At 40.7% G+C, this 18,734-nt stretch carries 16 protein-coding genes; 1 reads left to right on the top strand and 15 read right to left on the bottom strand.

The genetic code is table 11. The features are described 5' to 3' along the window. Nucleotides 1-173: 173 nt before the first annotated feature. The 6 genes from rho to LDX58_RS11620 form a co-directional block, all read right to left on the bottom strand. Nucleotides 174-1,442, bottom strand: a complete 1,269-nt coding sequence (gene rho, locus LDX58_RS11645; protein ID WP_227937007.1) for a transcription termination factor Rho — start codon at nucleotides 1,440-1,442, stop codon at nucleotides 174-176. A 417-nt stretch (nucleotides 1,443-1,859) separates the two neighbouring features. After that, entirely contained in the window at nucleotides 1,860-2,825 is a 966-nt protein-coding gene (gene glpX / locus LDX58_RS11640) for a class II fructose-bisphosphatase (protein ID WP_227937006.1), read from the bottom strand. Between the two features lie 438 nt (nucleotides 2,826-3,263). After that, complete coding sequence (gene murA, locus LDX58_RS11635; RefSeq protein WP_227937005.1) at nucleotides 3,264-4,547, bottom strand: UDP-N-acetylglucosamine 1-carboxyvinyltransferase; 1,284 nt, start codon at nucleotides 4,545-4,547, stop codon at nucleotides 3,264-3,266. A 156-nt stretch (nucleotides 4,548-4,703) separates the two neighbouring features. After that, a complete protein-coding gene (gene fsa, locus LDX58_RS11630; protein WP_227937004.1) occupies nucleotides 4,704-5,345 on the bottom strand; it encodes a fructose-6-phosphate aldolase in 642 nt (213 codons plus the stop codon). Between the two features lie 135 nt (nucleotides 5,346-5,480). After that, on the bottom strand, nucleotides 5,481-6,344 hold the full coding sequence (gene fba, locus LDX58_RS11625) for a class II fructose-1,6-bisphosphate aldolase (RefSeq protein WP_227937003.1): 864 nt from the start codon (nucleotides 6,342-6,344) through the stop codon (nucleotides 5,481-5,483). 274 nt (nucleotides 6,345-6,618) lie between these two features. Then, on the bottom strand, nucleotides 6,619-6,981 hold the full coding sequence (locus LDX58_RS11620; RefSeq protein ID WP_227937002.1) for a response regulator: 363 nt from the start codon (nucleotides 6,979-6,981) through the stop codon (nucleotides 6,619-6,621). A 265-nt stretch (nucleotides 6,982-7,246) separates the two neighbouring features. Between LDX58_RS11620 and LDX58_RS11615 the strand changes: the two genes are divergently transcribed. After that, nucleotides 7,247-7,765, top strand: a complete 519-nt coding sequence (locus tag LDX58_RS11615; RefSeq protein ID WP_227937202.1) for a DUF2529 family protein — start codon at nucleotides 7,247-7,249, stop codon at nucleotides 7,763-7,765. 275 nt (nucleotides 7,766-8,040) lie between these two features. Here the strand turns inward: LDX58_RS11615 and pyrG are convergent, their stop codons facing one another. From pyrG to LDX58_RS11570, 9 genes are all read right to left on the bottom strand, one after another. Then, the gene (gene pyrG / locus LDX58_RS11610; RefSeq protein ID WP_227937001.1) at nucleotides 8,041-9,639 is read right to left on the bottom strand and encodes a CTP synthase; all 1,599 of its coding nucleotides are present in this window, start codon (nucleotides 9,637-9,639) and stop codon (nucleotides 8,041-8,043) included. Nucleotides 9,640-9,848: 209 nt separating this feature from the next. Next, nucleotides 9,849-10,391, bottom strand: coding sequence for a DNA-directed RNA polymerase subunit delta (gene rpoE, locus LDX58_RS11605; RefSeq protein WP_227937000.1), 543 nt, complete (start codon nucleotides 10,389-10,391; stop codon nucleotides 9,849-9,851). 193 nt (nucleotides 10,392-10,584) lie between these two features. Then, nucleotides 10,585-10,770, bottom strand: coding sequence for a hypothetical protein (locus LDX58_RS11600; RefSeq protein WP_227936999.1), 186 nt, complete (start codon nucleotides 10,768-10,770; stop codon nucleotides 10,585-10,587). A 145-nt stretch (nucleotides 10,771-10,915) separates the two neighbouring features. Beyond that, complete coding sequence (gene icmF / locus LDX58_RS11595) at nucleotides 10,916-14,176, bottom strand: fused isobutyryl-CoA mutase/GTPase IcmF (RefSeq protein WP_227936998.1); 3,261 nt, start codon at nucleotides 14,174-14,176, stop codon at nucleotides 10,916-10,918. 14 nt (nucleotides 14,177-14,190) lie between these two features. Further along, a complete protein-coding gene (locus LDX58_RS11590; RefSeq protein WP_227937201.1) occupies nucleotides 14,191-14,793 on the bottom strand; it encodes a TetR/AcrR family transcriptional regulator in 603 nt (200 codons plus the stop codon). A 210-nt stretch (nucleotides 14,794-15,003) separates the two neighbouring features. After that, on the bottom strand, nucleotides 15,004-15,150 hold the full coding sequence (locus LDX58_RS11585) for a hypothetical protein (RefSeq protein WP_227936997.1): 147 nt from the start codon (nucleotides 15,148-15,150) through the stop codon (nucleotides 15,004-15,006). A gap of 82 nt (nucleotides 15,151-15,232) precedes the next feature. Further along, a complete protein-coding gene (locus LDX58_RS11580; RefSeq protein ID WP_227936996.1) occupies nucleotides 15,233-16,375 on the bottom strand; it encodes an acyl-CoA dehydrogenase in 1,143 nt (380 codons plus the stop codon). Between the two features lie 12 nt (nucleotides 16,376-16,387). Further along, the gene (locus tag LDX58_RS11575) at nucleotides 16,388-17,530 is read right to left on the bottom strand and encodes an acyl-CoA dehydrogenase (RefSeq protein ID WP_227936995.1); all 1,143 of its coding nucleotides are present in this window, start codon (nucleotides 17,528-17,530) and stop codon (nucleotides 16,388-16,390) included. 346 nt (nucleotides 17,531-17,876) lie between these two features. Then, nucleotides 17,877-18,728 (bottom strand): 3-hydroxybutyryl-CoA dehydrogenase, encoded by an 852-nt coding sequence (locus LDX58_RS11570; RefSeq protein WP_227937200.1) that lies wholly within the window; start codon nucleotides 18,726-18,728, stop codon nucleotides 17,877-17,879. Between the last annotated feature and the right edge of the window lie 6 nt (nucleotides 18,729-18,734).

The following is an 18,734-nucleotide window of genomic DNA, read 5'->3' as shown; positions in this document are numbered from 1 at the left end:
AACAGAGTTATCTAAATCACACATGTCGAAATTATAACAAGCCAGGCTTGAAAATGCAACTCCATTTTCAAGCAATTGGATAAATGCTTGTTAGAAAAATGTGGTTGTACTGGATATTCCCTTTTCACTACTTTGATAGTGACGTCCTAAATCATAAATAGAAAAACGTTTATCTACCGTTTTTTATTTCGATTCATTTCTTCTTCCATCGCCTCAAAGAAGTCTGCGTTCGTTTTCGTTTCTTTTACGCGTTTGATAAATTGGTCGACAAATTCTGGTGAATCACTCATCGTCTTACGAATCGCCCATAGCTTATCAAGCTGTTTCTTTGGCATAAGCAGTTCCTCTTTACGAGTACCCGAACGACGAATATCAATAGAAGGGAAGATACGGCGTTCAGCAAGCTTACGATCAAGATGCAATTCCATATTTCCTGTCCCTTTAAACTCCTCGTAAATGACATCATCCATACGTGAGCCTGTCTCAACTAACGCAGTTGCTAAAATCGTTAAGCTACCACCTTCTTCAATGTTACGAGCCGCACCAAAGAAGCGTTTTGGGCGATGGAACGCAGCTGGGTCAATACCACCAGATAACGTCCGGCCACTCGGCGGAATGACTAAATTATAGGCTCTAGCTAAACGAGTAATACTATCCATTAAGATAACCACGTCTTTTTTATGTTCAACCAAACGCATCGCACGTTCAAGGACTAGTTCGGCTACTTTAATATGGTTTTCTGGAACCTCGTCAAAAGTAGAGCTGACGACTTCTGCTTTCACTGAACGTTCAATGTCTGTTACTTCTTCCGGACGCTCATCAATTAACAATACGATGAGGTCAACATCAGGATGATTTTCAGCAATGCTGTTTGCAACTTCTTTCATCAAAGATGTTTTTCCTGCTTTAGGCGGCGCTACAATCAAACCACGTTGTCCAAAGCCAACGGGTGATATCATATCAATAATTCGTGAAGAAACGCGACCCGGTGCTGTTTCAAGATTGATTTTTTGTTCAGGATAAAGAGGTGTCAAAGCTGGAAAGTAAGGACGATCCCGTGATGTTTCAGGAGCATTGCCGTTTACGGCTTCCACATGTAACAATCCGTGATAACGTTCATTTTCTTTTGGTGGTCTTACTTTACCTGAAACCTTGTCACCATTTCTCAAGTCAAAACGGCGGATTTGTGAAGCGGAAATATAAATATCTTCAGAACTAGGCATGTAGTTAATCGGTCTTAAGAAACCGAAGCCTTCTGACTGAATGATTTCCAAAACACCTTCCATAAACAATAAGCCATCCTGCTCTGCTTGTCCTTTTAAAATGGCAAAGATTAATTCTTTTTTTGTTAATTTACTGTAATAGGAAACTTTGTATTCCTTAGCAAGTTCATAGAGTTCTTTAAGCTTCATATTCCCTAGATCTGCAATATTCACTCCCATTGTTACACCACGCTTCTTTATTTATAAATCCGTGACTAAACAGGCTTCCCCGTTAGTACATGGAATTTAACTATTTACTAACTATTTCTTAATTTTCATTTTGGAATTCTCATTCTTGTTTACCAAATTAAAACCTTTAAGGAAAATGTCTCGAATGGAGAGTTCTGGAGATACGATCGGTGAAAAAAAATTATAAAACGAACATATAGTCTATTTTAACCACAAATAATGATAATATTCAAGGTTGTTATTTATCATTTCTAGAAAAGATTTATTTTAAAAGTGAATAATGACTGTTTATCTACACGAGGAATCCACTCATTGTAAGCAGTGTAATATTCTACCATTCGTTTTCTGACGAATAAAACAAAGGAAAGCTAGATTTTGTGTAACTCCAGCTTTCCTAAAGACTATAAGTTAACGAATAACAAGATCTGGCTTCTTTTTCATACTGTGTTTTCCATCTACGAAACGTACTGTTCCTGATTTAGCACGCATAACCAGCGATTGTGTGGTTGCAGCACTACCGTGGTAACGAACGCCTTTTAAAAGCTCTCCATCTGTTACGCCCGTTGCCGCAAAAATACAATCATCACCTGCCACAAGATCATCCATTAAAAGCACTTTATTCACATCTGCAATACCCATCTTCTTGCAACGTTCAAGCTCTTCGTCATTTGCAGGTAAAAGCTTCCCTTGCAGCTCACCACCAAGACATTTCAACCCTACAGCAGCGATGACGCCCTCAGGTGCTCCGCCAGAACCTAACATGATATCTACACCTGTATCCCCAAATGCTGTATTCAAAGCAGCCGCTACATCTCCGTCAGACATCAGCTTAATTCTAGCTCCAGCTTGGCGAATTTCGTGAATCATTTTTTCATGGCGTTCGCGATATAAAATTGATACAACTAGATCTTCAATATCTTTATTTTTTGCTTTAGCGACAGCTTTTAAGTTATCAAGAACTGGAGCGTTAATGTCCACTTTCCCAACTGATTCTGGCCCTACTGCAATTTTATCCATGTACATATCAGGAGCGTGCAAGAGGTTGCCGTGATCAGCAATCGCAAGAACAGCTAATGCATTCCATTGACCAGAAGCAACGATATTCGTTCCTTCTAATGGATCAACAGCGACATCTACACGAGAACCATACCCATTTCCAAGCTTTTCACCTATATAAAGCATAGGTGCCTCGTCCATCTCTCCTTCACCAATTACAACGGTTCCCTTCATTGGGATCGTGTCGAATACATCACGCATTGCTTCAGTTGCCGCGCGGTCTGCTTCATCCTTATTGCCTCGTCCCATCCAACGTCCAGATGCTAATGCGGCCGCTTCCGTGACACGCACTAACTCCATTGATAAACTTCTTTCCATGCTGTCTCCCCCTCGTTATATCAACTACATTAACTATAATGGCTTCGCTCTGCTAGCGTACGACTTGAAAATACCAGAAAGCGGCTAGATTCATAGCCTTATTATAAAACAGTAAAACTTCTTGCTCTTGGTCATACTTATCTGATAAAAACTTTTTCTAATCTAAATCATGGCAATGGCTCTGCACGTTGCGCGCCTCTCACCGAGAAACCCGCTCGCAACTAGCTTAAGATCTTTGCAGCAGCTCCGCTCATCGCTTCAGCTAACGTAAAAAAGGGAAAACCGCCCTTTTTTACGTTAGCTTGTTTAAATCATGGCGATAGCTCTGCACGCTGCGCGCCTGTCGCGAGAAACCCGCTCGCAACTGGCTTAAGATCTTTGCAGCGGCTCCGCTCATCGCTTCAGCTAACGTAAAAAGGGAAAACCGCCCTTTTTACGTTAGCTTTTCACTTGATCGAGTTCTTCTTCTGTCATCTTTTCTCGCCATATCTTTGCGCCAAGGCCGATTAGTTTTTCTTCTAGATTGGTGTAGCCTCGGTCGATGTGCTCAAGGCCGGTAATTTCGGTTACTCCTTCTGCTAATAGTCCAGCAACGACTAGTGCAGCTCCTGCGCGGAGATCACTTGCTCGAACTTTAGCTCCTTGTAACCTTGCTTTACCATTTATAATAGCAGAACGCCCTTCAACTTTTACGTTTGCACCCATTCTTCTGAGCTCGTCAATGTGCTTAAAGCGAGCGTTGTAGATCGTATCTGTGACGATACTAGTACCTTCCGCTTGTGTCAGTAAACTTGAAAATGGCTGTTGTAAGTCAGTTGGAAAACCTGGGTAAACAAGTGTTTTTATATCAACACCTTTTTTCTCCTTGCTGTTATGTATCAACAACTGGTCATCTCTAACTTCAATCTCCACACCCATCTCTCTGAGTTTGGCAATCAATGATTCGACATGGTAAGGGATAATATTATCGATTAACACTTTTTGTCCCATTGCAGCCGCTAAAATCATATACGTTCCGGCTTCAATTCGGTCTGGGATAATCGAATGTCTGCAACCAGACAAGGAATCTACTCCATCGATTCGAATGACATTCGTTCCTGCCCCTTTGATTCTAGCCCCCATGCTTGTAAGCAATGTCGCCACATCAATAATCTCAGGTTCTTTTGCTGCATTTTCAATAATCGTTTGCCCTTTAGCTTTCACAGCAGCAAGCATAATATTGATCGTTGCACCCACACTAACAACGTCAAGATAAATACGAGCGCCACGTAGTTCATCTGCCCGTAAATAGATGGCACCTTGCTCATTAGTTACTTTTGCACCTAATGCTTCAAATCCTTTTATATGTTGATCAATTGGTCTTGGTCCCAGATTACAACCACCAGGCAAACCAATCACCGCTTTTTTGAATTTCCCTAGCATGGCACCCATTAAATAATAAGAGGCACGTAGCTTTTTTACTCGTCCATTCGGTAGTGGCATGGAAATCATATTCGCAGGATTCACTGTAATTTCATGCTTGCTAAGTTCCACTTCTCCACCAATTTCCTGCAAGAGTTCAGCAAGTAAATGAACGTCTGAAATTTCTGGTAGATTGTCAATGGTTACGAGTGAATCGGCTAATATTGCAGCAGGAATCAACGCGACTGCACTGTTTTTAGCTCCATTAATCTGTACTGTTCCTTCTAGAGGATATCCGCCTTCAATCATTAATTTATCCATAACCGCATCCCTTCCATTGGTGCTTTCTCTAGTGACACAATAAATTTTCTCTTTACCTCCATTATAACCATATCAATGAAAATGTAACGAGTTATTATGTCTTAGATTGTAACGGAATTGGCGTGAAAATTCCAGACGAGGCTAAAGAACTACGTCTTAACGATTGTTCCAATCCGCTAGAAATTTTTCAATTCCTTGATCCGTAAGGGGATGCTTGCTAAGTTGTTGAATTACTTTGAAAGGAATCGTGGCAATATGAGCACCTCGACGTGCTGATTCGGTTACATGAATTGGGTGGCGAACAGATGCAGCAATAATTTGAGTCGGAATTTGATGTGTGTCGAAAATCTCAACAATTTCAGTGATTAGCTCCAAGCCATTTTGACCAATATCATCAAGTCTACCAAGGAATGGCGACACATACGTAGCCCCTGCTCTAGCTGCTAGCAATGCTTGAACCCCTGAAAAAACTAAAGTAACATTCGTTGTTATGCCTAACTCTGAAAATGCGTGAACTGCTTTTAAACCTTCTGTTGTCATCGGCACTTTCACTGTAATATTAGGAGCGATAGCTGCAAGTTCTTTTCCTTCTGCAATCATTCCTTCTGCATCTAGTGCAATGACCTCTGCACTAACTGACTCTTCTGTTACAATACTTGTGATCTCTTTTAGACGATCATGAAAATCTACGCCTTCTTTCGCAACTAGTGATGGATTGGTCGTTACCCCACCTAGAATTCCTAATGCTTTTGCTTCTTTAATTTCCTCAACATTTGCCGTATCAATAAAAAATTTCATGTATGTGTCCCCCATCAATATGTTTTTTTGTCGAATCTTATCAAAGCGTTTACATTTTTCTTTTTTTACAAAAGCGACTTAATTGAAATGCCATTAAAAGCAGTTCAAATGAACTGCTTTTAATGGTAACTCTATTTATGCTTTGTTTGAAGAACCAAATTCACGCATTTTACCTTTAACTGTTTCTTTAATCGCATCACGAGCAGGTCCTAAAAATTTACGTGGATCATACTCATTCGGCTTAGCAGCAAGTGTTTCACGAACAGCAGCTGCAGCAGAGATTTGGCTTTCTGTGTTTACATTGATTTTAGCATGTCCAAATTCAATCGCTTTTTTGACATCAGCGGTTGGAATACCTGTACCACCATGTAATACTAGTGGAATACCAACTAATCCATCAATTTCTTTCATGCGGTCAAAACCAAGATTCGGCTCACCTTTGTAAGGTCCGTGAACAGATCCAAGTGCCGGAGCAAAGCAGTCTACGCCAGTTGCTTCAACTAACTCTTTACACTCAGCTGGAATCGCATATGCCGCTTCAGCATCGTCAACGATTAAATCGTCTTCTTGTCCACCAATACGTCCAAGCTCAGCTTCAACAGACACTCCAAGAGTATGAGCGACAGCTACCACTTGCTTTGTAATCGCAATGTTTTCTTCTAAAGGATGGTGAGATCCATCAATCATAACAGAAGTGAAACCAGCATGGATTGCTTCCACACACTTCTCGAAGCTTGAACCATGGTCTAAGTGAATCGCTACAGGAACAGTTACTTTATACTCTTCCATAAGTGCCTCAACCATTTTCACAACAAATTTGAATCCACCCATGTAACGTGCTGCACCTTCGGATACACCACAAATAACTGGAGACTTTTCTTCCTCAGCTGCTTGTAAAATTGCTTGAGTAAACTCAAGGTTATTTAGATTGAATTGACCAACCGCATAACCTTCTGCCTTTGCTTTAATAAGCATGTCTTTCATTGATACTAAAGGCATTCTACATCCTCCTTCATTTTAAGAGCCAATCTAGATGACGAATCAAATCGTACAATCGGTCTAAACGCCGCATCTATTTAACAAGGTACCCGATTGCGTGATTAAATATCCACCAAAACTATGTAAAAAAGGGCACTGCTAAACAAATAAAATTCTTTAATGGCTCCATTATTGAACGAGTTCATTATAGCATATTTACTTTAAAATACACGCTTTTCTATGGGGGTTTATGAAAGTTTTTCTAAGTAAGCGTTTTATTTTAGGCTGTACTAACTTATGATACGACTAAGCTTTTTTTGATCACATCACGAATATCATCAATATCAAATGGCTTTGCAAAATGAGTAATCGCCCCTAAACTCATGGCCTCATTAATTAAGTTTAATTCGCCATAAGCTGTCATCATAATGACGTCTACTTGAGGATTATCTTCTTTAATGCGTTTTAAAATTTCTAAACCATCCATTCCTGGAATTTTCATGTCGAGCAGAACAAGATCAGGTTTTTCTTGGTCAACAATTTTCAACGCTTGTACTCCATTCGCTGCATCAAACATTTTGTAACCATCTTTTTGAAGAATTTCACAAAGCAATACACGAATGCCATATTGATCATCTACAACTAGTATTTTCTTCATACCAGATCACTCCTCTCAAATTCGGTGTGTATTTAATTTTACAATTAAATGATAAGCTAAAATACTTCACACACTCCAACAACTTTTAACTATTCGTCACATTCCTTTTAAATCCTGCACTTATTTCTTTGTAAAACTAAAAACCGTCCGACAAATGATGTCTAACCCTGTCACTAATTGTTTGATTTATTTTTTATTGTCCTCTTAGTACGGTATAATGCACATGATTAGTTTGTCATAAAGGAGGTTTATTTACTTGCAAAAAATGTTCACAACCCAATTAATCGGATTAATGAACAATACTCTTGATGAAAACATCATGGAAGATGCGGCACGATTGCTTAGTCAAGCTCTAATTGGCGATGGTAACGTCTATATTTATGGGAAGGATGAGATGGCCGCTGTTGCAGCCGAAGCCCTCTATGGAAAAGAAAAGTTTGAGAATATAAAACCGCTATTGGAAAAAGGAAAAATGGCTAAACTAACTGCTGCCGATCGTGTCCTATTAGTGGCAAGATACTCTCATGACCGCGAGATGTTGAAACTCATCGAACACTTGTCAGAGCAAGGTGTTTTAATTGTTGGGATCATCGCACAAAGCACAGAAGTACATGAAAAACAGTGGAGCGATTGCGTGGATGTCCTGATCGATTTAAATGTCAGTAACAGCCTTGTTCCGACAGATTCTGGTGAACGGATTGGCTACCCCGCTTCATTGATGGCTCTTTATACCTATTTTTGCTTACATTTATTAATTGTTGATTTTTTAAGCGAGTATGAGTGAGGGGTGTAGACAGAAAATATTTCTTAATGAGCTTGTTTAAAAAGGGAGTTCTTCCCCTTTTGAACAAGCTCTTATAATACCGCGAATAGGCTCGAATTTATTGCCGATAAAATTTTGTTCGCTGTTAGATTATGAAAATTACTGATTTCGCTATTATATCCTTAAATTCGAAATTACATGTTTATTCCAAATGTTTACATTTTAAACTACCTCGAAGATTCAAATTAAAAAAAGCTGTTGAGACCTTTCTCTCAACAGCTTTTCTCATTTATTTATTACTTCAAAGATGCTCCAACAAACTCTCTAAACAATGGTTGTGGACGTGTTGGTCTTGAGCGGAATTCTGGATGGAATTGAGATGCGATGAAATAAGGATGATCCTTGATTTCAATAATTTCCACCAATCGTCCGTCCGGGCTTGTCCCAGAGAAGATGAATCCTGCTTTTTCCATTTGTTCACGGTACTCATTGTTGAACTCATAACGGTGGCGGTGACGCTCGTACACAATTTCATCGCTATACGTTGCATGAGCAATTGAACCTTCTGTTAGCTTACAAGGGAATAGGCCAAGGCGAAGCGTTCCACCCATATCTTCTATATCCTTTTGCTCTGGAAGCAAATCAATAATTGGATATGGCGTTTCTGGATTTAATTCTGCTGAATGAGCCCCTTCTAAACCAAGAACGTTTCTGGCATATTCAATTGATGCTAACTGCATGCCTAAACAAATGCCAAGGAATGGAACTTTGTTTTCACGCGCGTAACGAATCGCAGCAATTTTCCCTTCTACTCCTCGATCACCAAATCCACCGGGTACTAAGATTCCATCAGCCGACCCTACTAATTCCGCTACATTCTCGTCTGTTACTTGTTCAGCATCAATCCACTGAATCTCAATATCAGCATCGTATGTGTAACCTGCATGGCGAAGCGATTCAGCAACTGATAAGTACGCATCTTGCAACGCGACATATTTACCGACAAGTGCGATCGATACTTTTTCCGATAAATTTTGTACTTTTTCAACTAACGCCGTCCACTCAGTCATATCAGCGGTTTGGCACTCCAGATTCAAATGCTTACAAACGATGTCATCAAATTTTTGTGCTTGAAGATCAAGTGGAATTTGATAAAGCGTGTCCGCATCACGACATTCAATGACAGCATTTTTATCGATGTCACAGAATAACGCAATTTTCTCTTTCATATCTTGAGGAACTGGCATTTCTGTACGAACAACTATGACGTTTGGTTGGATACCAAGGCTACGAAGTTCTTTTACACTGTGTTGAGTTGGCTTTGATTTCATTTCTCCAGCTGCTTTTAAGTAAGGAATCAGCGTACAGTGAACATACATTACGTTGTTAAAACCGACATCACTCTTGATTTGACGGATGGCTTCAAGGAAAGGCAAGCTTTCAATGTCCCCGACAGTTCCTCCAATTTCCGTAATAACCACATCTGCGCCCGTTTCGCGACCTGCTCTAAAGACACGCTCTTTAATTTCGTTTGTTACGTGAGGAATAACCTGAACCGTTCCTCCTAAGTAATCACCACGACGTTCCTTCTTTAAAACCGTTGAATACACTCTTCCTGTTGTTACGTTGCTATTTTGACTTAAGTTAATATCAATAAAACGCTCATAGTGACCAAGGTCTAAGTCCGTTTCCGCACCATCATCTGTGACAAAAACTTCTCCATGTTGATAAGGACTCATTGTTCCCGGGTCAACGTTGATATAAGGATCAAATTTTTGGATTGTTACTTTTAACCCCCGGTTTTTTAGTAATCGCCCAAGAGATGCTGCTGTAATTCCTTTTCCAAGTGATGACACAACGCCACCTGTTACAAAAATATACTTAGTTGTCGCCATTTTTTCGTCTCCCTTGCTCGTGTATGAATGATTCTCTTGCTTAGGGTATGCTATATAAAATAAAAAAAACAAAAGTGACAGCTCTCCCCAAGGAAGGGGGCGCACTTTTGTTTTTGCTTTAACAGATCGTATAGATTTCTTAAGCCCTAAATGATTCTACCTAGATTAGATTAAGAAGTCAAGAGGATCAGACTAGATAAATTGACTTGTTATTTTAATTCCTCGTCATCATCTGAATCATCATCTATGTCATCATCATCATCTGTGTCAAGGTCATCGACTTCTTCTTTATCTTCAAAATCGTCGTCGTCCTCGTCATCAAGGTCTTCATCATTAGAAAGTTCATCAAGTTCGTCTTCCAAATCTTCATATTCATCTTCATAATCTTCGAAGTCATCATCCATTGTATCGACATCATCAAGATCAGCTTTGGCTTTAGCCTTTGCCTTAGCTTTTTTCTTAGGTTTAACAGGGGTTGTGATTTCTTCTTCAGACTGCTCAAGCGGATACCAACTTTTCAAGCCCCAGCGATTATCTCCCAAAGAATGAAATCTGCCATCAATATTCATATCCGTATATAAATAGGCAATACGCTCATTTAATTGTTCATCAGACATTTTCTTGATCGCTGCCACTTGTTTAACTAGGTCATAATAATCAAAAGGTTTCTTTGACTCTTTCATTATTTCAAACGCAATCTCAACCATAGACATTTCTAGCAAATCTTCTTTATCCATTGCCTTTAAGCTCATGGGCCACACGTCCTTTCAATCAATCTTCTATGTAGTAGTCCTAACTTGTAATAAACATACTTTTCATTATAAACACATTTCCAATGATTATGCTAGTTATGGAAGATAAAACATATTAGAGATTTCAAACCAATTTAATAAAATGAACTGACTCCCTTGTTAATCAACAGCTAAAAGGTGTTTGATAAAAAGATCACTTTTGCCTCGTCGACGAGTTTTGGGTGACCATTTCGATTTTATCAATTCGAACATTTAATTTAGAAAGCATCGATTCTGTGAGGATAGATCCTTTCTTTAATAGCAAAGTCCCTTCGCTATCAAGGAGATCTCTTTTAATCTCACGGTTAATATACCTTTGGTAAAGCTCCCTTTCCATCATCTCGTCTACACCTACCCACCGATTACATCTTTCCTATATTATACAATAACGGTTTTGTTTTGAAAGTCAAAATAAGTTTGTTATTATTTGTTTTTAAAGAGCAAAGAGGTTGTTCTAAGTTACCTTATAAACAACCTCTCCTCTTTTACATATTTCGACGATACTGACCGCCTACTTCGTATAGAGCTCCGGTAATCTCACCAAGGCTTGCTGTTTTTACCGTCTTCATTAGTTCAGCAAATATATTTCCACCAGCCACCGCCACTTCTTGTAAAGACGTCAGAGCTTGTGTAGCGGCTTCCCGATGTTGGTTTTGAAATTCGCGTAAATGTGTGATCTGCTGTTCCTTTTCTGCTTTTGTTGCGCGCGCCAATTCTAGTTCAAATCCTGCCTCTTCTTCCTGATTCGGGTTAAGATACGTATTTACACCGATGATAGGAAGCTCTCCCGTATGCTTTTTCATTTCGTAAAACATGGATTCTTCTTGAATTTTTGAGCGTTGGTATTGCGTCTCCATTGCACCTAGCACTCCACCGCGGTCATTAATCTGCTCTAATTCTTTCAGAACCGCCTCTTCAACTAAGTGAGTAAGCTCTTCAATGACAAACGAACCTTGCAGCGAATTTTCATTTTTTGCGAGTCCAAGCTCTTTTGAAATGATCATTTGAATGGCCATCGCTCGTCGCACTGAGTTTTCAGTAGGTGTCGTAATCGCCTCGTCATAAGCATTTGTATGCAGTGAGTTACAATTATCATAAATCGCCATTAACGCTTGAAGCGTTGTGCGGATGTCATTAAAATCAATTTCCTGAGCATGAAGTGAACGACCCGATGTTTGAATGTGATATTTCAACTTCTGACTTCGCTCGTTAGCCTTATATTTATGTTTCATAACCGTTGACCAAATTTTCCGGGCCACGCGACCAATCACCGTGTATTCGGGATCAAGTCCGTTGCTAAAGAAAAACGACAAGTTAGGCGCAAATTTATTAATATCCATGCCTCGGCTTAAATAGTATTCGATGTATGTGAATCCATTTGCTAGTGTAAAGGCAAGCTGAGAAATCGGATTCGCTCCAGCTTCGGCAATGTGATAGCCCGAAATCGAAACTGAATAATAATTTCTTACATCATGCTCGATGAAATATTGTTGAATGTCTCCCATCATTCGCAGCGCAAATTCCGTTGAGAAGATACAGGTGTTTTGGCCTTGATCTTCTTTGAGAATATCAGCTTGCACCGTTCCTCTAACTGTTGATAACGTCTCGCTTCGAATGTTTTCACTCTCTTCTAAAGTTGGAGCACGACCTTCCTTTTGTTCAAAGAGCTCTAGCTGCTGATCAATCGCTGTATTCATAAACATCGCAAGGATTATCGGTGCCGGACCGTTAATCGTCATCGAGACAGAGGTGGAAGGCGCACATAAGTCAAAGCCTGCATACAGCTTTTTCATATCTTCTAATGTACAGATGCTTACGCCACTCTCTCCTACTTTCCCGTAAATGTCAGGGCGATAGTCCGGGTCTTCTCCGTACAATGTGACCGAATCAAACGCTGTACTTAACCGCTTTGCTTCATCATCTTTTGATAGATAATGAAAACGACGGTTCGTCCGCTCTGGCGTTCCCTCTCCGGCAAACTGTCGCTTAGGATCTTCTCCTTTTCGTTTGAATGGAAACACACCGGCTGTAAATGGAAAAGCTCCTGGTACATTTTCCTCCATCGACCATCTTAGGATCTCGCCCCAGTCAGCAAATTTCGGCAAAGCCACTTTTGGGATTTTTAAGCCAGATAAACTTTCGTTCGTAAGCTCTGTCACAATTTCTTTACCGCGAATCTTAGTAATGAGTTGATCTTTGCTATACGCCTCTTTTAGCTCAGACCAATTATCGAGGATCGCTTTACAGCTTGGATGTAACTGTTGTTCATAGAGCGCTTTTGTTTCGTGGAGCTGTGTGATGACTTCTTCTGTATCTAATCGATGCTGTTTGAGGGCATCGATCGTTCCAGTTATTTGAAAAAGTTTTCGCGCCACTTCTACTTGTTCCTCAGTCATCTTCTTATATCCACGAACCGTTTGAACGATATCTCGTAAATATTGCGTTTGTGCTGGTGGGATAATCACATTTTGCTTAAGCACTTCAGCACTTGTTTCAATCGATGTTTCCCAGTCCTTGTTACACTTTTCTGCAATGGTTTGAATCAGCGCGGCAAAAAGCGTATTCGTGCCTAAATCGTTGAATTGACTCGCAATCGTCCCATAGACCGGCATCGCTTCAAGTCGTTCTTCAAAACGATTACGACTCCGTTGATACTGTTTTCGAACATGTCTTAAGGCGTCTTCTGAACCTTTACGATCAAATTTATTGATCGCAATCACATCGGCAAAATCAATCATATCAATTTTCTCTAACTGCGAAGGCGCGCCGTATTCACTTGTCATCACATAAAGTGATACATCCGCAATCTCTGAGATCTCAGCATCGCCTTGCCCAATTCCACTCGTTTCAACAATTACAAGATCATAGCCTGCTGCTTTCACAACAGAAATAGCTTCATAAATACTGGCTGAGATTTCTGTCCGTGATCCGCGCGTCGCTAAACTTCTCATAAATACTCTTGGATGATGAATCGAATTCATTCTAATGCGATCACCGAGCAATGCTCCACCCGTTTTTTGTTTCGTCGGATCGATGGAAAGGATGGCAATCGTCTTTTCTTTGAACTCAAATAAAAAACGTCTTACAAGTTCATCCGTAAGAGAACTTTTTCCAGCTCCTCCTGTTCCCGTAATTCCGAGCACAGGTGTGTCTGTTGCTAGCTCTTTAATTTTTGTTAGGGATTCTTCCAATGCAACAGCTGTCTCTTTTTTTGCTTCTGTAAATTGTTCTGCTAGTGTAATACAGCGCGCGATTGCACGGTTGTTTTTATCTTTTAGTTGAGCAATCTCATCGTTAATTTGCTCAACGGTCGCAAAGTCACATTCTTCAACCATTTTGGTAATCATCCCTTGGAGACCGTGCTTTCTTCCGTCTTCTGGAGAGAAAATACGCGCGATTCCGTATTGATGTAATTCTTCAATCTCTGGAGGCGTGATCACTCCACCTCCTCCCCCATAAATACGAATATGCCCTGCTCCCTTTTCCTGCAGCAGTTCGTAACAATATTTAAAAAATTCGACATGCCCACCTTGATAGGAAGAAATCGCAATCCCTTGCACATCCTCTTGTATGGCAGCGCTTACAACCTCATCAACAGAGCGGTTGTGGCCAAGGTGAATGACCTCCACACCACTCGCTTGTAAAATCCTTCTCATAATATTAATAGAGGCGTCATGCCCATCAAATAAACTAGAAGCCGTTACAAATCGAATATGATTTTTGGGACGATATAGTGCTGTTTCCATCTTCATCTCTCCTCTTAATTAGGACGATATACTCCATGAAGCAGCTGTTCTATTTGTAGTTCCGTATATTCTTTTAACCCATAAAGTTTTTGAATCGACCATCTTCTAAATGTCCACATATGCGCTTGGACCAGAATATTATGCGAGATTAACTTTATTTTTTCTTCCGTTAAAGAAATAGCTTCTTCTTTTAATGAATCACGCAGGATCATTTCTATCATTTCTGTCATTTCCATTTCCTTTCTTAACACATAAGAAAGAGCTTCTTTCGGAAGAGACTTTGCTTCTTGATACATGACTAGCACTTCATCTTGCATATCATGAATCACCTGAAAAAAAGCAGCAATCGCTTTTTTAAGTCGCGTTATCCCCCTACTACTCGTATCTAATTGATGAACAAGACGTTCCCTTACTTCATCATAAATCGAATCACACACTAAAAATAGGACATCTTCCTTAGATCCAATATATTCATAGAGGGTACCAATGCTAAATCCAGATTCTTTAGCAATCTCTCTCGTCGTCGTTTTATGGAATCCTTTTTGCTTGAATAGACGGACAGCTCCTTTGACCATTTGCTCTCGTCGTTTTTTAATGAGCTGCGGATCTTTAACCATCGATGGAACCGATTTTTTCAATTCTGCCAACCTACTTCCTCATTCGTTTGCTCTAAGCATACTAGAACTTTTGAGAATGTTCTATACTTTCTCACTATTAGAGGGTAGATCTTTTTAAAGTGAATGGCTGTGGGATGGTGTTTCGACGGCATTATCTTTCACTTCCAATGATATTTCAGCCGCCCGAGCTAGTTTACCAGCCACCTCAATTTATTCGTAGGCTTTTGTTGCCTTTCCGGCAACTTCAGTAAGCATTCCAGCAACTTCCGGTAACTTTCCAGCAACTTCAGCTGATATTCCGGCAACTTCCTGCACTTTTCCGGCAACTTCACTTTTATTAGCGACCTCTCCGTTCATAATAGCGACTTTCCGTCTTATATGAATGCCCTTGCTCCCACTCCACGCTAGAGCTTACAAGTCGTTTTATACATTCCTTACATCAATCAGTCAGTAACATCTTTGAAATAACCAAACGCTGAATTTCATTGGTTCCCTCGTAAATTTGCGTAATCTTGGCATCGCGCATAAAGCGCTCGACAGCGTATTCCTTCGTGTACCCATAGCCACCGAATACTTGAACGGCTTCAACCGTTACTTCCATCGCTGTATCACCTGCGAAGAGCTTCGACATCGCCGATTCTTTTCCGTATGAAAGACCTTCGCTTTCTTTCCATGCAGCTTGATAAGTAAGCAAGCGACTTGCTTCAATTTTCGTCGCCATATCAGCAATTTTAAAGGCAATTCCCTGTTGGGCGCCAATCGATTTACCGAATTGCTTGCGTTCTTTCGCATATTCAGTCGAAGCATCTAACGCTCCTTGCGCAATTCCGACTGCTTGAGCGGCAATGCCGTTACGCCCTCCATCAAGCGTCATCATTGCTATTTTAAATCCTTCTCCTTCAGCACCGAGGCGATTAGCTACTGGAACGCGGCAACCTTCAAAGATGATCGTCGTTGTTGGTGATGAGCGGATCCCTAACTTTTTTTCTTTCTTTCCAACTGAGAAACCTGGGGTATTCACATCTACAATAAAGGCGGTGACTCCTTTATAACGAGCGCTCGGATCGGTGACAGCAAATACAACGTAAATGTCTGCAACGCCTCCATTTGTTATGAAAATTTTTGAGCCATTTAACACATAATGATCTCCGTCTAATACGGCTGTTGTTTTCATTGCCGCTGCATCTGACCCTGAACCTGGTTCCGTCAATCCGTATGCGCCGATCTTCGTTCCTTCCGCTAAAGCGCGTAAATACGTTTGTTTCTGCTCTTCGTTCCCGAATTTGTAGATCGGCCAACCTGCAAGTGACGTATGAGCTGACAAGGTGACACCTGTTGACGCACAGACGCGAGACAGCTCTTCAACAGCGATCACATAACTCATGTAATCAGCTCCAATTCCACCGTATTCTTCTGGCCATGGAATGCCCGTTAAACCTAACTCCGCCATCTTATCAAAAATCACTCGATCAAAACGCTCTTCCTCGTCACGTTCCGCAGCCGATGGAGCCACCTCTTTATTGGCAAAATCACGTACCATTTTTCGGATCATCTCTTGCTCTTCTGTTAAAAGAAAATTCATCTTATTTCCCCCTTAGTTTGACAATAACTGTTTGCTGATAACGAGTCGTTGAATTTCACTTGTACCCTCATAGATCTCACATACTTTCGCATCGCGGAAAAATCGTTCGACGGGATACTCCTTTGTATAGCCATACCCACCAAATACCTGGACTGCTCCAATCGCCACTTCAACGGCAGTTCTCGATGCATACAACTTGGCCATGGAGGCTTCCTGTCCACAATGCATGCCATTATCTTTTAAATTAGCAGCTCGATAGGTTAACAGTTTGGCTGCTTCAATTTTGGTTGCCATTTCAGCGAGTTTAAAAGCCACGCCCTGTTGGAAGCCAATCGCTTTACCAAATTGTTTGCGTTCTTTTGCCCACGCAACAGCTGCTTCAAAAGCAGCTTCTGCTATACCTAATGATTGAGCCGCAATCCCAATCCGTCCTAAGTCAAGATTAGCCATCGCAATTTTAAAGCCCTCCCCCTTTTGCCCAAGAAGGTTGCCAACTGGAATACGTGCATCTTCAAAAATAAGTCCAGTTGTATTGGAACCATGCAAACCCATCTTCTTTTCTTTCTTTCCGATCTTAAAACCTGGCGTATCTTTTTCAACAATAAATGCCGAAATCCCCTTGGCTCCTGTTCCTGGAGCAGTTGTGGCAAAGATGATGTACGTATCGGCTTCCCCGCCGTTTGTAATAAACACTTTCGATCCATTTAGAATGTAGGAATCGCCATCTTTGACTGCGGTTGTTTTCAAACGCGCTGCATCTGATCCTGCTCCCGGTTCCGTTAAGCCAAACGCCCCTAAAAAAAGTCCGGTTGCTAACTTAGGAATATATTTTTGCTTTTGTTCTTCCGTTCCGAAATATAAAATTGGATTAGTACCGACCGATGTATGAACCGATAAAATGACACCAACCGTAGCACTCACCTTTGATAATTCATGTATGGCAATAATATAAGAGGTAAAATCCATTTCTGAGCCACCGTATTGCTTTGGAATTGGAATGCCCATAATCCCAAGTTCACTCATTTTTTCAATGACCGGTCTCGGAAATGTCTCATGCTCTTCCATTTCGGAAATAAACGGGGTAATTTCCTTTTTTGCAAATTCCTGAACCATTCTCCTCATCATTTCTTGCTCATCTGTAAAACGCAAGTTCATCACTTGCACCCCCTTTGAAGTAGAGATTTCTCAGGAAAGGTCCAATTTTACCTATCTTGAGAAGTCCCGAAGCAATGTTTAGGGCCACTGCAGTCTTTCAAGTCTGCTAGGAGTGGGTTTCTCCTAGCTCGCACGCAGCGAAATACCATTGCCAAGGTCAAACTTTACCTTTCCGGAAAAACCTCAAAGCGACTGCTTTCTATTAAGACAGCTATGACACATAGCGTAATTTCGGGAGAGCTCTCTTATGATTTTCCACCCATTAGAAGTCTGTGGGCTTTGCGTAAAGTTACGATTAAACTCCAAATGTACGCTAGCAAAACAAAGCATTTCTTACTTTCAAACTCTACTCATACTGATAAAACCCACGCCCCGATTTCTTCCCTAACCATCCTGCTTTCACATATTTACGCAATAACGGACATGGACGGTATTTATCGTCACCAAAGCCTTCATGTAATGTTTCCATAATATAAAGGCATGTATCAAGTCCAATAAAATCTGCTAGTGTCAGAGGTCCCATCGGGTGGTTCATACCTAGCTTCATGACTTCGTCGACTGCTTCGGGAGTGGCAACCCCTTCATACACCGTGAAAATCGCTTCGTTGATCATCGGCATTAAAATTCGATTTGAGACAAATCCCGGAAAGTCGTTTACTTCTACAGGTGTTTTACCGAGCCTTCGTGATAACGCTTCCACAACTTCGTATACGTCATCGGCAGTAGCAAGACCTCGGATCACTTCAACAAGCTTCATCACTGGAACTGGGTTCATAAAGTGCATCCCAATCACTTTTTCTGGTCGACTTGTGGCTGCTGCTATTTCAGTAATCGGGAGTGAGGATGTATTCGTTGCTAAAATGGCATGTGTAGGGACAATCTCATCAAGCTCAGCAAAAAGGTTAGATTTAATCTTCATATTTTCCACCGCTGCTTCAATCACCAGATCGACATCATTTGCATTGTTTAAATCCGTTGACAGCTGAATCCTCTCAATGATTTTTATTTTTTCTTCCTCAGACATGCGCTTTTTTTCAACTTGTCTCGATAGATCTTTCGTGATCGAAGCGAGCCCTCGCTCTACAAATTCTCCCTTTAAATCATGAAGTATGACTTCAATTCCAGCCATTGCATGAACCTGAGCAATCCCAGAACCCATTTGACCAGCACCGATCACCATTACTTTTTTTATCTCCATCATTTA

It is taken from the genome of Alkalihalobacillus deserti, assembly GCF_020734105.1.
Lineage (GTDB): Bacteria > Bacillota > Bacilli > Bacillales > Bacillaceae_D > Halalkalibacter > Halalkalibacter deserti.
The sequence above is the reverse complement of the archived record's forward strand: the minus strand, read 5'-3'. Positions and strand labels throughout refer to the sequence as shown.